15 protein-coding genes and 2 tRNA genes are annotated in these 16,932 nt (G+C 45.7%); 13 read left to right on the top strand and 4 right to left on the bottom strand.

What is annotated here, in order from left to right:
- Positions 1-168 precede the first annotated feature (168 nt).
- The 8 genes from secG to KP22_RS09565 all read left to right on the top strand — a co-directional run bounded on the left by secG (position 169) and on the right by KP22_RS09565 (position 7,838).
- Positions 169-501: a preprotein translocase subunit SecG gene (secG, locus tag KP22_RS09600; RefSeq protein WP_039303191.1), complete on the top strand. Its 333-nt coding sequence runs from the start codon at positions 169-171 to the stop codon at positions 499-501.
- Positions 502-525: 24 nt separating this feature from the next.
- Positions 526-612: transfer RNA gene (locus KP22_RS09595), tRNA-Leu, on the top strand.
- 833 nt (positions 613-1,445) lie between these two features.
- Entirely contained in the window at positions 1,446-1,751 is a 306-nt protein-coding gene (locus tag KP22_RS09590; RefSeq protein WP_095701558.1) for a hypothetical protein, read from the top strand.
- Between the two features lie 82 nt (positions 1,752-1,833).
- On the top strand, positions 1,834-2,937 hold the full coding sequence (locus KP22_RS09585) for a TOMM precursor leader peptide-binding protein (RefSeq protein WP_039323931.1): 1,104 nt from the start codon (positions 1,834-1,836) through the stop codon (positions 2,935-2,937).
- On the top strand, positions 2,927-4,258 hold the full coding sequence (locus KP22_RS09580) for a YcaO-like family protein (RefSeq protein WP_039323930.1): 1,332 nt from the start codon (positions 2,927-2,929) through the stop codon (positions 4,256-4,258). The genes KP22_RS09585 and KP22_RS09580 overlap by 11 nt, the downstream gene beginning before the upstream one ends.
- Positions 4,259-4,280: 22 nt before the next feature.
- Positions 4,281-5,105 carry a SagB family peptide dehydrogenase gene (locus KP22_RS09575; protein WP_052012505.1) on the top strand — a complete coding sequence of 275 codons (825 nt, stop codon included), beginning with the start codon at positions 4,281-4,283 and terminating at the stop codon, positions 5,103-5,105.
- A gap of 178 nt (positions 5,106-5,283) precedes the next feature.
- Entirely contained in the window at positions 5,284-7,362 is a 2,079-nt protein-coding gene (locus KP22_RS09570; RefSeq protein ID WP_156107273.1) for a tetratricopeptide repeat protein, read from the top strand.
- Complete coding sequence (locus KP22_RS09565; RefSeq protein ID WP_039303208.1) at positions 7,362-7,838, top strand: papain-like cysteine protease family protein; 477 nt, start codon at positions 7,362-7,364, stop codon at positions 7,836-7,838. The genes KP22_RS09570 and KP22_RS09565 overlap by 1 nt, the downstream gene beginning before the upstream one ends.
- A gap of 201 nt (positions 7,839-8,039) precedes the next feature.
- Here the strand turns inward: KP22_RS09565 and KP22_RS09560 are convergent, their stop codons facing one another.
- From KP22_RS09560 to KP22_RS09545, 4 genes are all read right to left on the bottom strand, one after another.
- Positions 8,040-8,669, bottom strand: coding sequence for a DUF2589 domain-containing protein (locus KP22_RS09560; RefSeq protein ID WP_039323928.1), 630 nt, complete (start codon positions 8,667-8,669; stop codon positions 8,040-8,042).
- A 356-nt stretch (positions 8,670-9,025) separates the two neighbouring features.
- Positions 9,026-9,457, bottom strand: coding sequence for a hypothetical protein (locus KP22_RS09555; protein ID WP_039303214.1), 432 nt, complete (start codon positions 9,455-9,457; stop codon positions 9,026-9,028).
- 47 nt (positions 9,458-9,504) lie between these two features.
- Entirely contained in the window at positions 9,505-9,966 is a 462-nt protein-coding gene (locus KP22_RS09550) for a lysozyme (RefSeq protein WP_039303217.1), read from the bottom strand.
- Positions 9,959-10,552, bottom strand: a complete 594-nt coding sequence (locus KP22_RS09545; protein WP_039303220.1) for a DUF2589 domain-containing protein — start codon at positions 10,550-10,552, stop codon at positions 9,959-9,961. The genes KP22_RS09550 and KP22_RS09545 overlap by 8 nt, the downstream gene beginning before the upstream one ends.
- 427 nt (positions 10,553-10,979) lie before the next feature.
- Here KP22_RS09545 and KP22_RS09540 point away from each other — a divergent pair, with 427 nt between their 5' ends.
- The 5 genes from KP22_RS09540 to infB all read left to right on the top strand — a co-directional run bounded on the left by KP22_RS09540 (position 10,980) and on the right by infB (position 16,931).
- Positions 10,980-11,594 carry a response regulator transcription factor gene (locus KP22_RS09540; RefSeq protein ID WP_039303223.1) on the top strand — a complete coding sequence of 205 codons (615 nt, stop codon included), beginning with the start codon at positions 10,980-10,982 and terminating at the stop codon, positions 11,592-11,594.
- Positions 11,595-11,907: 313 nt separating this feature from the next.
- Positions 11,908-11,984: transfer RNA gene (locus tag KP22_RS09535), tRNA-Met, on the top strand.
- Positions 11,985-12,202: 218 nt separating this feature from the next.
- A complete protein-coding gene (gene rimP / locus KP22_RS09530) occupies positions 12,203-12,655 on the top strand; it encodes a ribosome maturation factor RimP (protein ID WP_010279686.1) in 453 nt (150 codons plus the stop codon).
- 21 nt (positions 12,656-12,676) lie between these two features.
- Positions 12,677-14,206: a transcription termination factor NusA gene (gene nusA, locus KP22_RS09525; RefSeq protein ID WP_039303226.1), complete on the top strand. Its 1,530-nt coding sequence runs from the start codon at positions 12,677-12,679 to the stop codon at positions 14,204-14,206.
- 25 nt (positions 14,207-14,231) lie between these two features.
- Complete coding sequence (gene infB / locus KP22_RS09520) at positions 14,232-16,931, top strand: translation initiation factor IF-2 (protein WP_039303229.1); 2,700 nt, start codon at positions 14,232-14,234, stop codon at positions 16,929-16,931.
- The last annotated feature ends 1 nt before the right edge of the window (position 16,932 follow it).

Raw genomic sequence — 16,932 nt, 5'->3', positions numbered from 1 at the left:
AGCTGCGGTGACCAAATTACCCTTGCGTACGCTACATCCTTTGGTTAGTATTCAGACCCGCTTGATAAGGGATTTACACTATATCCTGCTTAGCGGAATGACACGCGGTTTACCGCCAGAATACAGCATCTCCATGAATCATGGGGAAAACGGTTAACGGGTACGACTATGTACGAAGCTCTATTAGTAATTTTCCTGTTGGTATCGATCGGGCTGGTAGTCTTGATCATGCTTCAGCAGGGTAAAGGTGCTGATATGGGAGCCTCGTTCGGAGCAGGTGCTTCTGCCACTTTGTTCGGTTCGAGCGGCGCTGGTAATTTCATGACCCGCATGACGGCGATACTGGCGACCTTGTTCTTCATTATCAGTCTTATTCTGGGCAACTTAAGTTCGCTACAGAAAAGAGGCGGAGCATGGGATAACCTGAGCCAGCCAGAGAAAGTTGAGCAGACGACAACACCTGCTGCGCCTTCAACGCCGGCGAGTGACATTCCGAAGTAAACGTTTTAAAGCAGTAACTGTGATGCCGTGGTGGTGGAATTGGTAGACACGCTACCTTGAGGTGGTAGTGCCCGATTGGGCTTACGGGTTCAAGTCCCGTCCTCGGTACCAACATAAAAAATAGACGTCTATCGACGTCTATTTTTTTGTCTCAAGCCCACGAATTTGCTGATTTTTCCTTCCGTTCACCCCAGTCCCTCCCTTATTTTCTTGTGTTAGCTTGAGTTAACCCACACCAACATACCTGTGAGTATACATTTTGGCGTATACATTCAATCCTCGTCGTTAGCATATGCCAGGATATTGCAGCCTCCCATCAGGATGCCATTACTGACATAAATAAGCTGATGGCATTATGGTAAAAAGCTGGTCAGACATAACAATATGACGTACAAACTGATGCTTATCGGCGGAGGGGTTGAAAACACATAGCGTGATGATACTTTTCTCCATATTTAATTGCGCTTTGAACGAATAATTTTTCCCTTAAACAGCCGCTGAAAGGTGTTAAACGGTTATACATAAAATAGAAATTATTGGCATTTCATAATTCTTCTAACGCATTATTTATTGTTTAAATGATTCAGTTTCATATTTATCTTTCACTAAAAACCACAGGATTATAAACGCTAATTTCCTCAGCCATATTATGATTTTTTAAAGCAGAACTCATATGATTAATTTCTCTTAAATCGGTTTTTAAAGGTTACGTGTCAATATTTACTCCGAGTCTGTGAACGGATTAGGCCAGTCGGCCAATGCCATAAATCGCTCCAGAACAGGCCAACAAAATCATCTATTTTTAAAAGCACTGAACTATGCTTTTTCCTAGGTCGATAAGACCTATTTCTCCCGCTGCTATTACCGGAGTTTTTCTCTCATGTAATACCGTGGGTTTATTGATGGTATGTATTTATTACATGCTTCTGATGGAGAAATTTTATATGGTTTCTATTAAAGATCATCCGGATTTTAATAATCCAATTACCTCCTTACTTGAAGGTAATGGTGCTTCTATTTTGACTGAAGATGCACGTCAGTTACTGGAAGGCGACTTGCTTGCGCTGTCATGGAAAAATCACACAGTTCGTACTGAAAAACTTACTGTCCGTGATTTAAATTCGATCGAGGAAGCATTTGGCAAACATAGCCTCTATGGTTCATCGACTAGCCCTGTTGTCGGTGCAAGCTGCTGTTGTTCTTGTACGCCATGCTGCTGTACCGCTGTAGCGGTTGTGCACGCAGCTTAATCTTAATACTGCACTGCCACTATCCCCTTATGGTAGTGCAGTTTCTGTTATGAGCTATTCACTGGGCATATAAGGGAACTCCATGAGTGAAAAATTAATCCTGTTACCGATACAGATCATTGAGATGGAAGGTTCTGTCATCCTTAAAAGAGGCTTGACGCAAATATTAATTCCAGATCTAAATGTTTTGCTGATTATGCGGGTAATCCAAAAAGCATTGCAGCAGCAGCCTTATTCTGTTGATGAACTGAAACTTTTTTTTGCTGCATCAGTGCAGCCACTGGTCGAAGAACTACTGAAAAAACTTTTAGAAAAACGTTTTTTGCAATTGCAAACAGATGAAGAGTCTACTAATCAACAGTTATCTGTTGAACCTGCCCAGGAAGTATTTTACTGGCATTTTAATCAACATCAGCAACAGGTGGCCAGTACTCTAAACCAGAAATATTGGTTATTTGTTGGCATTAATAAACTTAACAAATCTCTGCTTCAGGCAATGCAACGTGAAGGGTTGCAGAATTATTTAATTGTTGATGATCCTATGCTGAGAAATATTGATTTCTTTGACGATAAGCTTCAGCTATCGATTACCTTCTGGCAGCAGCAGGCGGATCGTATTGTCAGTGAAGATCAGATTTTTTCGGGGAAATATGATTCGCAAATAGGTTTTGTGATTGCTGCTTCAGAGTTTGGCAGTTTCTTTTTACTTGAGCGTTGGAATGAATATGCGGTCAGGCAGGGACTGACTTTCTATCCCGCGTTACTGCAAAACATGGTTGGCTATGCGGGTCCTTTAGTTATTCCACAGGAAAGTGCCTGTTTGACGTGTCTTAAATTACGACAAAACTCACATAGCAACGGATTTGCAGAGCGCCGTATCACAGAACAGCACGCTTTTGCTGGTCAGAAGGTTGCCGCTTACCACGAGTCGATGTTGCAAACTTTGGCTGCTGTTGCGCGATTCGATCTCGTGAAATTTATTAGCAACATTCAGTGGGAAGTTGGAACGCTATGTGAGGTTGATTTGCTTGCTGGCAATATGACCAGACGGAAACTACTAAAAGCTCCTCGTTGCCCAGTCTGTAGCGGTTTACATGGTTTACCTAAGGTCAACCTTTATCGACAAATCACCTCTGATGAAGAGTGGGACGAGATTAGGCAAACGGCAGGTGATTATGAAAATTGAGTTAAAAAGCCCGTTATCCCGAATGACGGATGTGATGCCGTACCTTTTAGATAATCGCACAGGTATTATCGGACACGTACAGGAACACCCAGTAGAAGCTGATTCGCCGAGGTTTTTCCGTTACATCTGTACTGCTGCGGATACCAAAGCTTTTTGTGAGTACCGCAATTTCGTGGTGGGTGGTGGAGCCGCTGCCAGTCGTGAAATGGCGCTAGCCAAAACCATTGGGGAAGCCATAGAACGTTATTGCGCGGCCATTTACGATAAGACGCAAATGCCGCTCACCAGTTATGAACGTGCACCTTTCCCCTGCGTGCATCCAGAGCAGTTTGTATTGTATTCATCAGCACAATATAGCCATCGTGATTTCATGTTTGATCCGTTTCTACCTTCATCCCCCGTTCGCTGGGTACCTGCTGTACATTTAAAAAGTAGCACGCAAGTTTATGTACCGGCCGCAATGGTTTATGTGCCCTACTTTTTTTATAAGGGGGGAGATGAGACGCCGATTGGACAACCTATTTCTACTGGACTGTCCTGCCATTGCAGTTTTGAAGAGGCGGCTATTGGTGGCTTGTGCGAGGTCATTGAGCGAGATTGCTTCATGATCACATGGCAAGCAAGGTTGAGCCGTGACCATATCAGGCAAGATAATCTTTCTGATACCAATCGCGATTTAATACAACGTTTTACTGCTGTCGGCTATCAGGTGTATCTGATGGATATTAGTAATGAAAGCCAGATTCCGGCCGTTATGGCTGTTGCTCGTCACAATACGGACTACGTGCCGCTAGTCGTGGCTGCATCTGTCGCGTTAAGCGCTGAAGAGGCTATCCGTAAGGCATTGGAAGAATTAGCACATACGGAGCGATATGCTTTCCAGATGAAAGGTGAGCTCCCACGGCTGGAAGATGATCCTGAATACAACAACATTTGGGGGCAAGCGGATCATGTCAATTTCTGGTTGAACCCGGCGAATGCTCGACACGCCGATTTTCTGCATGCATCAACCCATTTCCGTGATTTTCAGGACATGCCTGACTTTACCGGCAGCACCCATGCCATCAGCTTGCAGAATATGGTCAATAAGTTGGAACTGACGGGTTATCAGGCACTGATTTGCGATATTACGACGCCAGATGTTCGTGAACTTGGTTTTTGGGTCATCAGAGCGATGATCCCCGGCTATCACCCGCTATTTATGGGACATCACAATAGGCCTCTGGGCGGTAAACGTTTGTGGCAAGTGCCACAATTACTTGGTTTTCCTGGTGTAGCCCCAGACTCTACCGGAAATCCATTCCCCCACCCATTCCCATGATCGCTGCTGAAAAAGGCCATTTATGCTGAATTCTTTATGGAAAAAAATCGCACTGGAATCTGACTCCGCTGATATGGCTTGGGAGCAATTCCATGAAAGTTCCAAAACCAGTCATTATGATGCAGCACTGCCAAATGAGCAGATTGTTGCCGAAATGAATAACCTGTATACCAGCCTGCCGTATAAAAATTTTGAACCTATTCTGTTACCTGAAACGCTGTCACCCATCAACACTGATTTCTCGGCAATTATTCAGGCAAGACAAACGCCAGCTAAAGTTAATGCTGCGCCACTGACATTGACACAGTTACGTACTATTCTGCATTTCGCCTATGGTGAGACTAGAGATAACAATAATAATCCTGGTGTCCAGCGCCCCTTTCGGACTGTCCCATCCGGTGGTGCGTTGTACCCACTGGAATTGTATTTTTACCATTCAGGGCAGATTGAAGGTTTGGCTGCTGGGATTTATCACTATTCACCGGTGCTTAATGCGCTGCATTTTATCAAACCTGGCAATTTTCATTCAGAGTTGGCACAAGCTCTAGTTGAGTTTCAGAGCGATCTGGCAGAACAGCTATCTGTGGTCATCTTTATCACCGGGATGTTTCAACGTTCCATTTTTAAATACCGTAATAAAGGGTATCGCTTCTGCCTTTTGGAGGCCGGACATGTCGCGCAGAATATTAATCTTGCTGCTACCGCATTACAGCTTGGCGTGATCAATATTGGTGGTTTTTATGACCGCAAAATAGACAACTTATTGGGACTAGACGGGCTGAACCACTCCATCCTCTATATGAACGGCTTATGTGCAGGAGGAAACGATGAACCTGATGCCCACTGAACTGCCGGTGATCACCCGTCAAATAACGCCACCCCTACTTGAGGTATGGCACTGGCACCGTCTTTGTGATTTACAAACCCAAATCGGCTGGCAGGATGCCAGCATTGATTGTCTGTTTGCCGATCTGAGCTTAGGGAGCTGGCGTGGACATTGGTTAGCGCATCAGTTAGCAGCTCAGTTGGGTATCCCCTCACCGACCAAGGTACAGCCTGAGTTGTACAGCAGTGCCTCCTTGCAAGGAGGGGATGCTGAAACTATTCGACTGCTTATTGATAATGAAAGTGAAGGCGATCAAAATTTTATAACGGCGTATCAATTCGCGCGCCGTTTGATTGCCGCATTCACGCAACAGCAACGAAAGTTCATCCTCGTTGTTGCTCCTGTCGCTGACCAGCTCTGGGGAAGTGAGAATTTGCAATTACTCAGGCTACTGGCAAATGCGGCGCCATCCTATGGTTTCCGATTGGGTTTGTTATTACGCTCTGATGCAAGTCTGCCGGAATTAGAAGATTTTCAATTCAAAATCAATAATAAACCGGTATCAAAGCTCAACCAGAAGGACGGCTTTGCGTTAAAACGTCCAGAATTTTCCATCCCTGGCATATTGTCAGCAAACTGGCTGCAACCCGATCTCGAACAGCCGGCAGAAATGGTACAGCTTGCTGACGGTAATCTGTTGCTATCGCCTAATTTACGCCCATCGACGTCGATAGAACCTAGTTGTTTACCATCGCTGCCTGATGAACTCAACGTTGTGTTTGCATTGGAGCAACAACCACAGGATATTGAATTTTTACAACAGCAAGCCGGGATACGATTTGCTGAAGGCGGATACGAGCTGGCTTATTTAATTCTCGAACAGATTGAACAATCACCGTTATCTGTTTTGCAGAAGGCATTAATTGAAGCACAGAAACAGAAGATTGCTATTGCTTTAATGGATTTTTCACGCGCAGCGGCTGGTGCCTTGCCTGATATCAGCCTGCCTGATGACGTGCAAGCTTCACTTTATCAGAGCAAAGCCTGGGGACTGGTTATGACCGGTCAGCCTGCTCAAGCCGAACCATATTTTGCCAAAGCCCGTCAGTTGTTAGATCCACAGCATGACCCCCGTTTGTATCTTTATTTACTGAATATTTCGGCGCTGAATCAGTTGCGGCTTGGGGATTCGGAAGCAGCATTGGCGATCGAAAAATCCATTGAACAGCAATTGGCTTTATTACAAACACCGGATTGGCATCTGACTTATATTAATTGTCTTAATCTTGCTCGCATTTATAAAAAACAGCGGAACTTCTCAAAAGCAGAACACTATTATCGTCAAGGTTTTTCAGTCAACGAGCAACTGCGTAATGAAAGCGATTTGCTCTATATGAATTTTTGTTTGGCCCAGCTAGAGGCCTTACAAGAACGACATCAGCAAGCCTTATTTTACTGGCTCCGGACAGCCGTGCATTGGCTGTCAAACCCGCTGCCAGAGGCATTGGCTCCCCGGGTGGTTCAGGCCATTTTGAACCGGCCGCTGTCGAATAAAGAGTCTTCCCCAGAACAGATTTCTGCCTGTATTTTGCAAAGCCTGCGACAATGCAGTCAGCAATTAGGTTTAGAGGTACATAGTGCTGACCGTTGTATTGCCTTTGGCCGCATCAACGACACAGGGCAGGCACAGCAATGTATTGGCGTGCCGGGACTCAGCCTATTAATCAGCAGAGAGTATACGGTGCCACTTCCGTTTGATGGGGATACCTGTCGGCAACTTAATCAATGGGTGCTGGGGCTACTACAGTTGCTGTTGCCGCAGCTTGAACTTGACGGTATTTGCAGCGTGTTAACCGATCAGCAATATGGCGTTGAATTGCCTGCTACAGCCAGAGAAACGCTATGGTCATGTTTGAAATGGCAGGTGCCGGAGCTGATTTTTGCAGGCCAGCATTATGATGTTCCTGTCGAAGACAACAGCGCTACAGCAATAACATCAAGTCAACGCCAACTCAGCCACAATGCACTGTTCAATAGCTTTCGTGTGGTGCACAGCAAAGCCATCAGCTATGTACAAAATGGGCCACAGGGGTGGCAGGTCGTATTTAAACGCTACCGTCCAGCCTTAAAGTTGTCTTCACGACAGCAAGCGTTATTGCACTATGTGCAGGAAGAGCGAAGTCTGGATCAACTGTGCCAATTTTTGCAAATCGCCCCGGAAGAATGCTTGCATAGATTGCATCAATTGACCGAACAACGGCTGATACAGGTGTACTAATGAATAGGGTGTTGCCTTTCATACTTGAAGCCCAGCAGGGACATTTGCAGTGCTGGGCTGCGATAGCGATCTCACTGGGTCGCTTTTATCAGCGGCAGTTTGTCCCAACGCAACAGGAGTTTGCCCGCCAAGTCTTGGGTGCTAATTGTGATCAGGTATGCTCACCTCTGCAGGCGATGCGGCATATGCACTTAGAATACCAAGAGCAGGAAGGCATCCTGCCCTTAATACAGCTCAAGTCGCATCTACAGTCAGGTCATCCGTTATTAGTGGCGATGAGATATTTCATCGGCTGGCATCTGGTCGTCATTTATGGTGTGGATGAAGAAGATAACGTTTGGCTTGCGGATCCATTATATGGCCTGACTTGTTTACCGTACGAACAGCTACAGCAAAGCTATCTGCAACATTACCAGTGGAGTCATAGCTACCTGTTTGTACGCCATATTGAATTGCTGACAGGGAAAAGCGGCTGACTAGGAAAGGACATTCCATTCATGCTGCATCCTAAGAGTCCTTATCGTTATCACCGCCGATCAATTCAGCTCGTCCTGATCCCATGCTACGGTTGTACAAAATGGCTATGGCAGTCTTGACGATGCCGTTAGCTGCTCCTCTGGGATGCCAGGAACACGCCAGGCATCCTTCTATGTGCTGTGTAGATGCGGCGCGTTTGATTACGAAGACGCTTCTTGCTGCTCTATTGGCGCTGTTGGGATTGCGTTTTCCACCGTCTGTGATGTCATTTCCCCTCCGAGAACACTGGGCCTGGTGACGGCATCTGTCAGAAAATCGATGACGCGCATGAGTGCTTCAGGTGCTGCTTGACGTTTTACCTGTGTGTGAATGCTGTATTTGGCGCGAGTATCCGTAGTTCGTGTCTGCGTCGATTTGTGTGATACCCGACCGGCCATTTTGACCTTGAAGGCCCCCCAGCCTAGTGAAGCTGCCAGATTACCGTCTTCTCCAGTGTCATCGGATAAAGACTCACTCTGCGTTACCTCAAGCTCGAAATCTATTGTCCCTTCTTCAATAGAAATAATCGGATGGGTAATCGCGGCAATAAGCGGTATGCGCATCGTTTTTGTCATCATACCCTTTGCGACTCCGCTTTCATCAATAAGCGTTTCATCGTAATCGAATTGGATGGCGACGGCTTTATTGTTCTGAATACATACGGATAATAGAAAGTCCGTATAAGCCTTGCTGGCTTGAACTTGTGCGTTAATCATTGCCTGTAATGGCCCGCTAATCATATTTTCTAGCGGTAATTCATTAATAACAGAAGCAATAAATTTTGAATCCATCTGAACCTCCAATTATCTGTGAGTAGGATGTGGGACACTGTTAATAAAAATAGCAAAGGGAAGATAAAGGTGTATCAGTTAAGATTCCGAAGAGTTTCCGCATTCTGACATAGTCCGTTTAGTATGCGGAGAATAATGGGTTTTATTGGTTAATTCCATGCTCAGATGCTTTTAATTACTAAGGCATGATTTATTTTAGGTTAATGGCCGTTGATAAAATAGCCCTTGGTGCTTGTGCCAAAGAGGCGCTATTATCTTTGAATGTATTGTCGAAAAATTTTAAATGGAAAAACCACGACAGGAAGACAATAAAGAGCCTCCCCGCCCTGTATACAGTTTGAGGGGGTAATGATGGATTAGTGATTAGGTGAGTCTTTGTCATCAGATTTTTTTTCTTGTACATCATTCATCGAGTAGTTGCCTTTTGTCGCTTGCTTAATTTCCGATGCAACATCCAGGATATCGTTATTTTCTCTATGGCTGAAAAAATTTGCCAGTAGCGTAATCACACCTACGCTAATAGCGCCAACCAGATAACCTAATCCTATAGCATTCTCCAGCTTACTGAAATTAATGTGCAGAATTTCGGCGACCATGCCCACTAGTGAAAATGCAGATGAAACACTGATGATGATAATGATTAATGCAGAAGTGTATTTGCTATAATAATTTAGCTTCTGTGGTCGCCAAAAGAAAGAAATGCTCACGCCGCCGAATAATCCTGAAATAGAGGCAATAATATCACTTATCAGAATGTCATAAATGATAGGGAGTACTGAAGTATCCATAATATATCCATCCTGATATTTCCTATTAAATCGTGTTTTTTTACATATTAGTTTGGCGTAACGGGTTGTAGGAAAAGTTTTTTTTCTGCTTCTCTACGGCGTAGAAGCCCTTCTACAACGTGTTCACCATCTTTGTCCCAGCGTGGAAACTGCGCGGCGGCGGCGGCGTAATCACCCTGGTTAAGCAACCGCAATAATGTTGACTCCTCAAGATTTGCGACACCCAAATTGTAGGTAAATGATGTTAATGCACCAAATTGATTTCCGTTGAGATCAACTTTCACTGAGCGTTGAACTCCAGTTTCTGCTGTTTTTAAGTCTTGCCGTAGCAGTAAATCCGCTTCCTGAAGAGTAATCCCGTTATCAAAATTTTCATTCGGCAGTATTAAGTGCCCATACCCAATGGTCCATCTGCCTGCTGTATCGAGATACTTTGTTAATTTCAGCCCTTCAAAGTCCTTAATGAGCTCAAGACCAGCTTCATTGATCGTTTCAGGAATATTAGCCATTGTTTTTTTCCTCTTGTGTTATTTGTGGGAGAATGAGATTGGTGTATTCATCAATTAACCGCATAATGCTTTCTGGGGGAGGGAGTGCTGTGAACTGCATTTCTATATCGACGTGCTGACTATTTCTTCCTTTTTTGTTTTTGTCTGAAGGTGACATGCTGACGTGAAAATTACTGATGTTATAATCGTTTAAATGTGGGGTTATTTCTTCCTTACTTACCGCATCGGCTCTCACCGTCATTTGTACTTTCATCTTTTCCAGCATCAATCCTCTTGGGGTCGATAGGGCAACCAGTGGCAGTTCGATGTGGTGCTGGGAATCAAGTTGAATCGCAACTGTCTTTGGGATTAATGTGCCATTAGCGTCACGTTCAAAAAAGGGATCGAGCGTTTGTTGATATTGATGAGCAATAAATTGATTGGCCGCGGTGGCGGCATGCTGCATGCCCTGAGCAATATCTGCTAATGTCATCGTCTTTGATGATGTAACTTGATCATTTAACGTGGCATGAGGATTTGTCTCTTGGGAGTTATTATTATGATTTGGTTTTTTATTTCCCCATGTAATCCAATTTTTCAATGACATTCTTTCTCCTTACCTTATTCGATAACCAATGAAATAAAAAATTGGGGTAAGTTATAGCTTAATGAAATATTAATATATAATAAGGCAATCCTGTATCAGTCATTATGGTGTGATTTTCATGTAATATGTCATAGGCCGATTTTTAATAATGCAAAAAACATTGTTTTAAATAACTTAGTATATGTTTATTAAATTGTTTATTTATGATGGTTTTTTTCTGAGATAATTCTTTATTGCTACTCGTATTCCTCTTGTGGCTGTTATCTGAAAATATCATGTCAGTATGTGTGAATCCATTTTACTATGTCTATAAGGTAAACGGCATATGCCAAATGGCGTGACATGAATCTTTCAATATAGGCTAAAAATTCTTAGAGGATGTTTTCGAATATGGCATTTTAAAATAAAGATAAATGGAGATTGCACGGTGAATATTGTTATTGTTGACAAATCCCCTGTTTTCATTCAGGGCTTATCTGTTGGGTTGAATGATTTTATTCACGAAGTCGATATTGTTGGAGTAAAGAAAATTGACGACGTATGGCCCTGCCTTGAAGAGATGAAAAACGCTTTTATTTTACTCAATTGTGATAAAGAAAATGGAGAGTACAGTTTTTTTCTCGAAACTCTGCATGAGAAATATGTTGGCGTCAGTGTGATTATTATGGTCGATGTTATTGAAAAGCATGTTTTGAATAACTATCTGAAGCACCATGTTATGGGGGTCATTCTTAAGACATCGCCTGTTGATTCCATTGCTCAGGCATTAAAAACGGTATCTATGGGAATGGTCTGCTTGCCAGATGATGGGGTGGTCTATGAAGGATGGAGTGTTGATAACAGCGTAAAAGGTAAACTCAGCGAAAGACAGCATGAAGTTTTGCAACTGATTGCATCAGGGGCTTCTAATAAACAAATTAGTCGAACATTGAACATTAGTGCAGGAACTGTGAAGTCACATTTGGAGTCGATTTTCAGGCGACTGAATGTGCGTAACAGAACGCAGGCTGCGATCGTGCTGTTAGAAGAAGAACGAAAATAATTTTTGGTCATTACATTATTTATATTTAGTTATTGTTTGATTTAAGCATCAGGGAATCCTCACCGCATCATCTTTTTCTGCTGTCATCGGCAGTCAGTTTTTTCCTTAATGACCAGCCCGCTTTACGGCTCGCGTGACGACATGAGAGCGGTTGACAAAAAATGGCATCCCCATCGTCGTTATGGTCGCCTCCAGACGACCTGCGTTTGTTGACAAAAGAACGTATTCAGCGTATAAAAATCGCCTTCGAACCAATCCTATGGATGACTTGCATTTATGCGGTTGTCAGCGTAGTATTTGCCACGTTTTCGGACGCGGGGTGGAGCAGCTTGGTAGCTCGTCGGGCTCATAACCCGAAGGTCGTCGGTTCAAATCCGGCCCCCGCAACCACTTAACTTCCAGTAAAGTGTTTTTTCAAATACGTTCTTCACTCAATTTCTATCTCTTTTTGCAGTGATTTTTGAAAAAAATCCTTCACCGAAAGTTATGCCGTGCTGTTAGCGGTATTAGGGTCCAGTTGCATAAAGCCCCGATTTATCGGGGTTTTTTGTTATTTGGCAACAAACAACTGGGCTATTAGGCCCTTTTTTTATGTCTTGGGGGTGGACTTGTCCACATTAGAGCAAAAATTAACAGAGATGATTTCAGCACCCGTTGCCGCATTAGGCTATGAATTGGTTGGGATTGAGTTCATCCGCAGCCGTCAATCGACGCTGCGTATCTATATTGATAGTGAGGATGGGATCACTGTTGATGATTGTGCTGATGTCAGCCACCAGGTCAGTGCGGTATTGGACGTAGAAGATCCAATCACTGTCGCCTATAACCTGGAAGTTTCGTCTCCAGGGCTTGAGCGTCCCTTATTCACGGCGGCACATTATCTACATTTCGTCGGTGAAGAGGTGACAGTGGTGCTGCGTATGGCAGTCCAGAATCGCCGTAAATGGTTGGGTGTGATCAAAGCTGTTGACGGCGAAATGATCACCATAACAGTGGAAGGCAAAGATGAAGTATTCGCGCTGAGCAACATTCAGAAAGCGAATCTTGTACCCCACTTTTAAAGTTTGGATGAGGCAACTAGGATGAACAAAGAGATTCTGGCTGTTGTTGAAGCAGTTTCCAATGAGAAAGCCCTTCCGCGCGAGAAGATTTTTGAAGCGCTGGAAACCGCACTGGCGACAGCGACCAAGAAAAAATACGAGCAGGAAATTGATGTTCGCGTCAGTATCGATCGCAAAACGGGCGATTTTGATACCTTCCGTCGTTGGTTAGTGGTGAATGATGTCACTCAACCGACCCGTGAAATTACGCTTGAAGCCGCTCAGTTTGAAGACCCTGCTCTTGATGTCGGCGGTTACGTTGAAGATCAAATTGAATCCGTAACCTTTGACCGTATTACAACGCAAACGGCAAAACAGGTTATCGTACAGAAAGTTCGTGAAGCAGAACGTGCGATGGTTGTTGATCAGTTCCGTGAGCAAGAAGGTGAAATTATCACCGGTGTTGTGAAGAAGGTGAACCGTGATAATATTTCGCTTGAAGTCAGACCAATCGATGGCTCTAACACGAGTGCTGAAGCGGTAATTGGCCGTGAAGACATGCTGCCTCGTGAAAATTTCCGCCCTGGCGACCGTATTCGTGGCGTGCTGTACTCAGTTCGTCCTGAAGCTCGCGGTGCTCAACTGTTTGTCAGCCGTTCCCGCCCGGAAATGCTGGTTGAACTCTTCCGCATTGAAGTGCCAGAAATCGGTGAAGAAGTTATCGAGATTAAGGCAGCGGCCCGCGATCCGGGTTCACGTGCAAAAATTGCAGTGAAGACGAATGACAAGCGTATCGATCCTGTCGGTGCTTGTGTTGGTATGCGCGGTGCGCGCGTGCAGGCCGTCTCCAGTGAACTGGGTGGCGAGCGTATTGATATCATTCTGTGGGATGACAACCCTGCGCAGTTTGTGATCAATGCAATGGCACCTGCCGATGTCGTATCCATCGTAGTTGATGAAGATACCTGCACGATGGATATCGCCGTTGAGTCGAGCAATCTGGCTCAGGCAATTGGCCGAAACGGGCAGAACGTTCGTCTGGCTTCTCAATTGTTGAAACAGCATCGTTCAGATGACCGTTGGGAACTGAACGTGATGACAGTTGAAGATCTTCAAGCCAAGCATCAGGCCGAAGCACATGCCGCAATCGACGTCTTTACCAAGCACCTTGATATTGATGAAGAGTTTGCCACTGTGCTGGTTGAAGAAGGTTTCTCCTCACTTGAAGAACTGGCCTACGTGCCAATCAAGGAACTGTTGGCTATTGAAGGCCTTGATGAAGAAACCGTTGAAGCATTGCGTGAGCGTGCTAAAGCTGCATTAACAACGTTGGCACTGGCGCATGAAGAAAGCCTTGGTGACGGTCAACCTGCTGAAGACTTGCTTAGCTTGCCTGGGCTGTCGCGTGAGTTGGCGTTCAAGCTTGCTGCGATCGGTGTTTGTACGCTGGAGGATCTTGCTGAACAGGGCGTTGACGACCTGACAGATATTGAAGAGCTCAATGATGAGCAAGCGGGCGAACTGATTATGGCCGCACGTAATATCTGTTGGTTTGGCGACGACAACGAATAACGAACTGTAGCAGGAAAGGAACAGCATGACAGATGTAACCGTAAAATCGCTGGCCGCAGAGATTCAAACTCCGGTTGAACGCCTGGTACAGCAGTTTGCTGATGCGGGAATGACCAAGTCTGCATCGGACTCTGTGACCCAGCATGAAAAAGAAACATTATTAGCGCATCTGAACCGCGATCGCGGTAATGCGCCGAGTAAATTGACGCTGCAACGCAAAACGCGCAGCACGTTAAATGTCCCTAGCACTGGCGGTAAAAGTAAGTCGGTGCAGATCGAAGTCCGCAAGACACGCACTTATGTAAAACGCGATCCGATTGAGGCCCAACAGGCTGAAGAGGAAGAGCAGGCACGGCGTGAAGCGGAAGAACAGGCACAACGTGCCGCTGAAGAGCAGGCTAAACGCGAGGCCGATCTGCGCGAAGCCGCTGAGAAAGCGAAGCGTGCTGCCGACGAGCAAGCCAAACGTGAGGCCGCTGAAAAAGCTAAGCGTGATGTAGCGGAAAAAGAAAAAGTGACGAATCAACAAAACGAAAATGTGACCAAGCCGGCTCAATCTGAGAAAGCGAAACGCGAAGCGGAAGCTGCCGAACTTAAGCGTAAAGCAGAAGAAACTGCACGTCTTAAAGTTGAAGAAGAAGCCCGCCGTATCGCTGAAGAAGCCCGTCGTATGGCTGAAGAAAATGCTGGACGTTGGGAAGCGGAAAGCGCTAAACCTGAAGAATCTGCCGATTATCATGTGACGACGTCTCATCATGCCCGTGAAGCGGAAGATGAAAATGACCGTCAGGTTGAAGGCGAACGCCGTACCCGCACCCGTGCTGCTAAAGTAACCAAGCAGAAGAAAGGCAATCGCCAGTCCGAGTCCAAAGCTGACCGCGAAGAAGCGCGTGCCGTTACCCGTGGCGGTAAAGGCAAGCGTAAGCCAAGCTCACTTCAACAGAGCTTCAATAAGCCTGCTCAGGCGGTTAACCGTGATGTCGTGATTGGTGAAACGGTTACCGTTGCTGAACTGGCTAACAAAATGGCCGTTAAAGGCTCTCAGGTCATCAAAACGATGATGAAGCTGGGTGCGATGGCAACAATCAACCAGGTCATCGACCAGGAAACCGCGCAACTCGTAGCGGAAGAGATGGGCCATAAAGTCATCCTGCGTCGTGAAAACGAGCTGGAAGAGGCTGTAATGAGCGACCGTGATATGGGGGTTGCGGCAGAATCCCGCGCGCCGGTCGTGACCATCATGGGTCACGTTGACCACGGTAAAACCTCTCTGCTTGACTATATCCGTTCAACCAAGGTAGCAGCAGGCGAGGCGGGTGGTATTACCCAGCACATTGGTGCTTACCACGTTGAAACCGACAACGGTATGATTACGTTCCTGGATACACCGGGACACGCCGCGTTTACCGCAATGCGTGCTCGTGGTGCTCAGGCTACGGATATCGTGGTACTGGTTGTGGCGGCGGATGATGGCGTGATGCCTCAGACAATTGAAGCTATCCAGCACGCAAAAGCGGCTAAGGTTCCGGTAGTTGTCGCAGTAAACAAAATCGATAAGCCAGATGCCGATCCGGACCGTGTGAAAACTGAGCTGTCTCAGTACGGCATCATGCCGGAAGAGTGGGGCGGTGAATCTCAGTTTGTCCACGTATCTGCTAAAGCCGGTACGGGTATTGACGAACTGCTGGATGCAATTCTGTTGCAGGCCGAAGTTCTGGAACTGAAAGCCGTCCGCAGCGGTATGGCAAACGGTGTTGTGATTGAATCCTTCCTGGATAAAGGTCGTGGTCCGGTTGCAACTGTACTGGTACGTGAAGGTACGCTGAATAAAGGCGATATCGTTCTGTGCGGCTTTGAATATGGTCGTGTCCGTGCGATGCGTGATGAGTTAGGTCGTGAAATTACGTCCGCAGGTCCTTCTATTCCTGTAGAAATTCTCGGTATGTCCGGTGTGCCGGCTGCTGGTGATGAAGCCACGGTTGTCCGTGATGAGAAGAAAGCGCGTGAAGTTGCTTTGTATCGTCAGGGTAAATTCCGTGAAGTCAAACTGGCTCGTCAGCAGAAATCTAAACTGGAAAACATGTTTGCCAACATGACAGAAGGTGAAGTTTCTGAGCTGAACATCGTTCTGAAATCTGACGTCCAGGGTTCTTGTGAGGCGATTTCCGATTCACTACAGAAACTGTCTACTGATGAAGTGAAAGTGAAGATCGTCGGTTCTGGTGTGGGCGGTATCACAGAAACTGACGCCACGCTGGCAGCCGCATCGAATGCGATTATCCTTGGCTTTAACGTTCGTGCAGACGCATCAGCTCGTCGCGTCGTTGAAGCGGAAAGTCTGGATCTGCGTTATTACTCCGTCATCTATGATTTGATTGACGAAGTGAAGCAGGCGATGAGCGGTATGCTGGCGCCGGAATATAAGCAAGAGATCATCGGTCTGGCCGAAGTACGTGACGTCTTTAAATCACCGAAATTTGGTGCTGTCGCCGGTTGTATGGTGACTGAGGGTATCGTTAAGCGTCATAACAAAATCCGTGTACTGCGTGACAACGTGGTTATCTATGAAGGCGAGCTGGAATCTCTGCGCCGCTTCAAAGATGACGTTAACGAAGTCCGTAACGGCATGGAATGTGGTATCGCCGTGAAGAACTACAACGACGTTCGCCCAGGCGATATGATTGAAGTCTTTGAAACGATTGAGATCAAACGTACGATCGCGTAAT

The sequence above is a fragment of the Pectobacterium betavasculorum genome (genome assembly GCF_000749845.1).
GTDB classification, from domain to species: Bacteria; Pseudomonadota; Gammaproteobacteria; order Enterobacterales; family Enterobacteriaceae; genus Pectobacterium; species Pectobacterium betavasculorum.
This window is presented reverse-complemented; position numbering and strand designations above follow the sequence as displayed.

What these genes read in the sequence shown, in the direction of transcription:
- secG (WP_039303191.1), top strand. Translation starts at nt 169, where the DNA reads ATGTACGAAGCTCTATTAGTAATTTTCCTGTTGGTATCGATCGGGCTG.
- KP22_RS09590 (WP_095701558.1), top strand. Translation starts at nt 1,446, where the DNA reads ATGGTTTCTATTAAAGATCATCCGGATTTTAATAATCCAATTACCTCC.
- KP22_RS09585 (WP_039323931.1), top strand. Translation starts at nt 1,834, where the DNA reads ATGAGTGAAAAATTAATCCTGTTACCGATACAGATCATTGAGATGGAA.
- KP22_RS09580 (WP_039323930.1), top strand. Translation starts at nt 2,927, where the DNA reads ATGAAAATTGAGTTAAAAAGCCCGTTATCCCGAATGACGGATGTGATG.
- KP22_RS09575 (WP_052012505.1), top strand. Translation starts at nt 4,281, where the DNA reads ATGCTGAATTCTTTATGGAAAAAAATCGCACTGGAATCTGACTCCGCT.
- KP22_RS09565 (WP_039303208.1), top strand. Translation starts at nt 7,362, where the DNA reads ATGAATAGGGTGTTGCCTTTCATACTTGAAGCCCAGCAGGGACATTTG.
- KP22_RS09560 (WP_039323928.1), bottom strand. Translation starts at nt 8,669, where the DNA reads ATGGATTCAAAATTTATTGCTTCTGTTATTAATGAATTACCGCTAGAA.
- KP22_RS09555 (WP_039303214.1), bottom strand. Translation starts at nt 9,457, where the DNA reads ATGGATACTTCAGTACTCCCTATCATTTATGACATTCTGATAAGTGAT.
- KP22_RS09550 (WP_039303217.1), bottom strand. Translation starts at nt 9,966, where the DNA reads ATGGCTAATATTCCTGAAACGATCAATGAAGCTGGTCTTGAGCTCATT.
- KP22_RS09545 (WP_039303220.1), bottom strand. Translation starts at nt 10,552, where the DNA reads ATGTCATTGAAAAATTGGATTACATGGGGAAATAAAAAACCAAATCAT.
- nusA (WP_039303226.1), top strand. Translation starts at nt 12,677, where the DNA reads ATGAACAAAGAGATTCTGGCTGTTGTTGAAGCAGTTTCCAATGAGAAA.
- infB (WP_039303229.1), top strand. Translation starts at nt 14,232, where the DNA reads ATGACAGATGTAACCGTAAAATCGCTGGCCGCAGAGATTCAAACTCCG.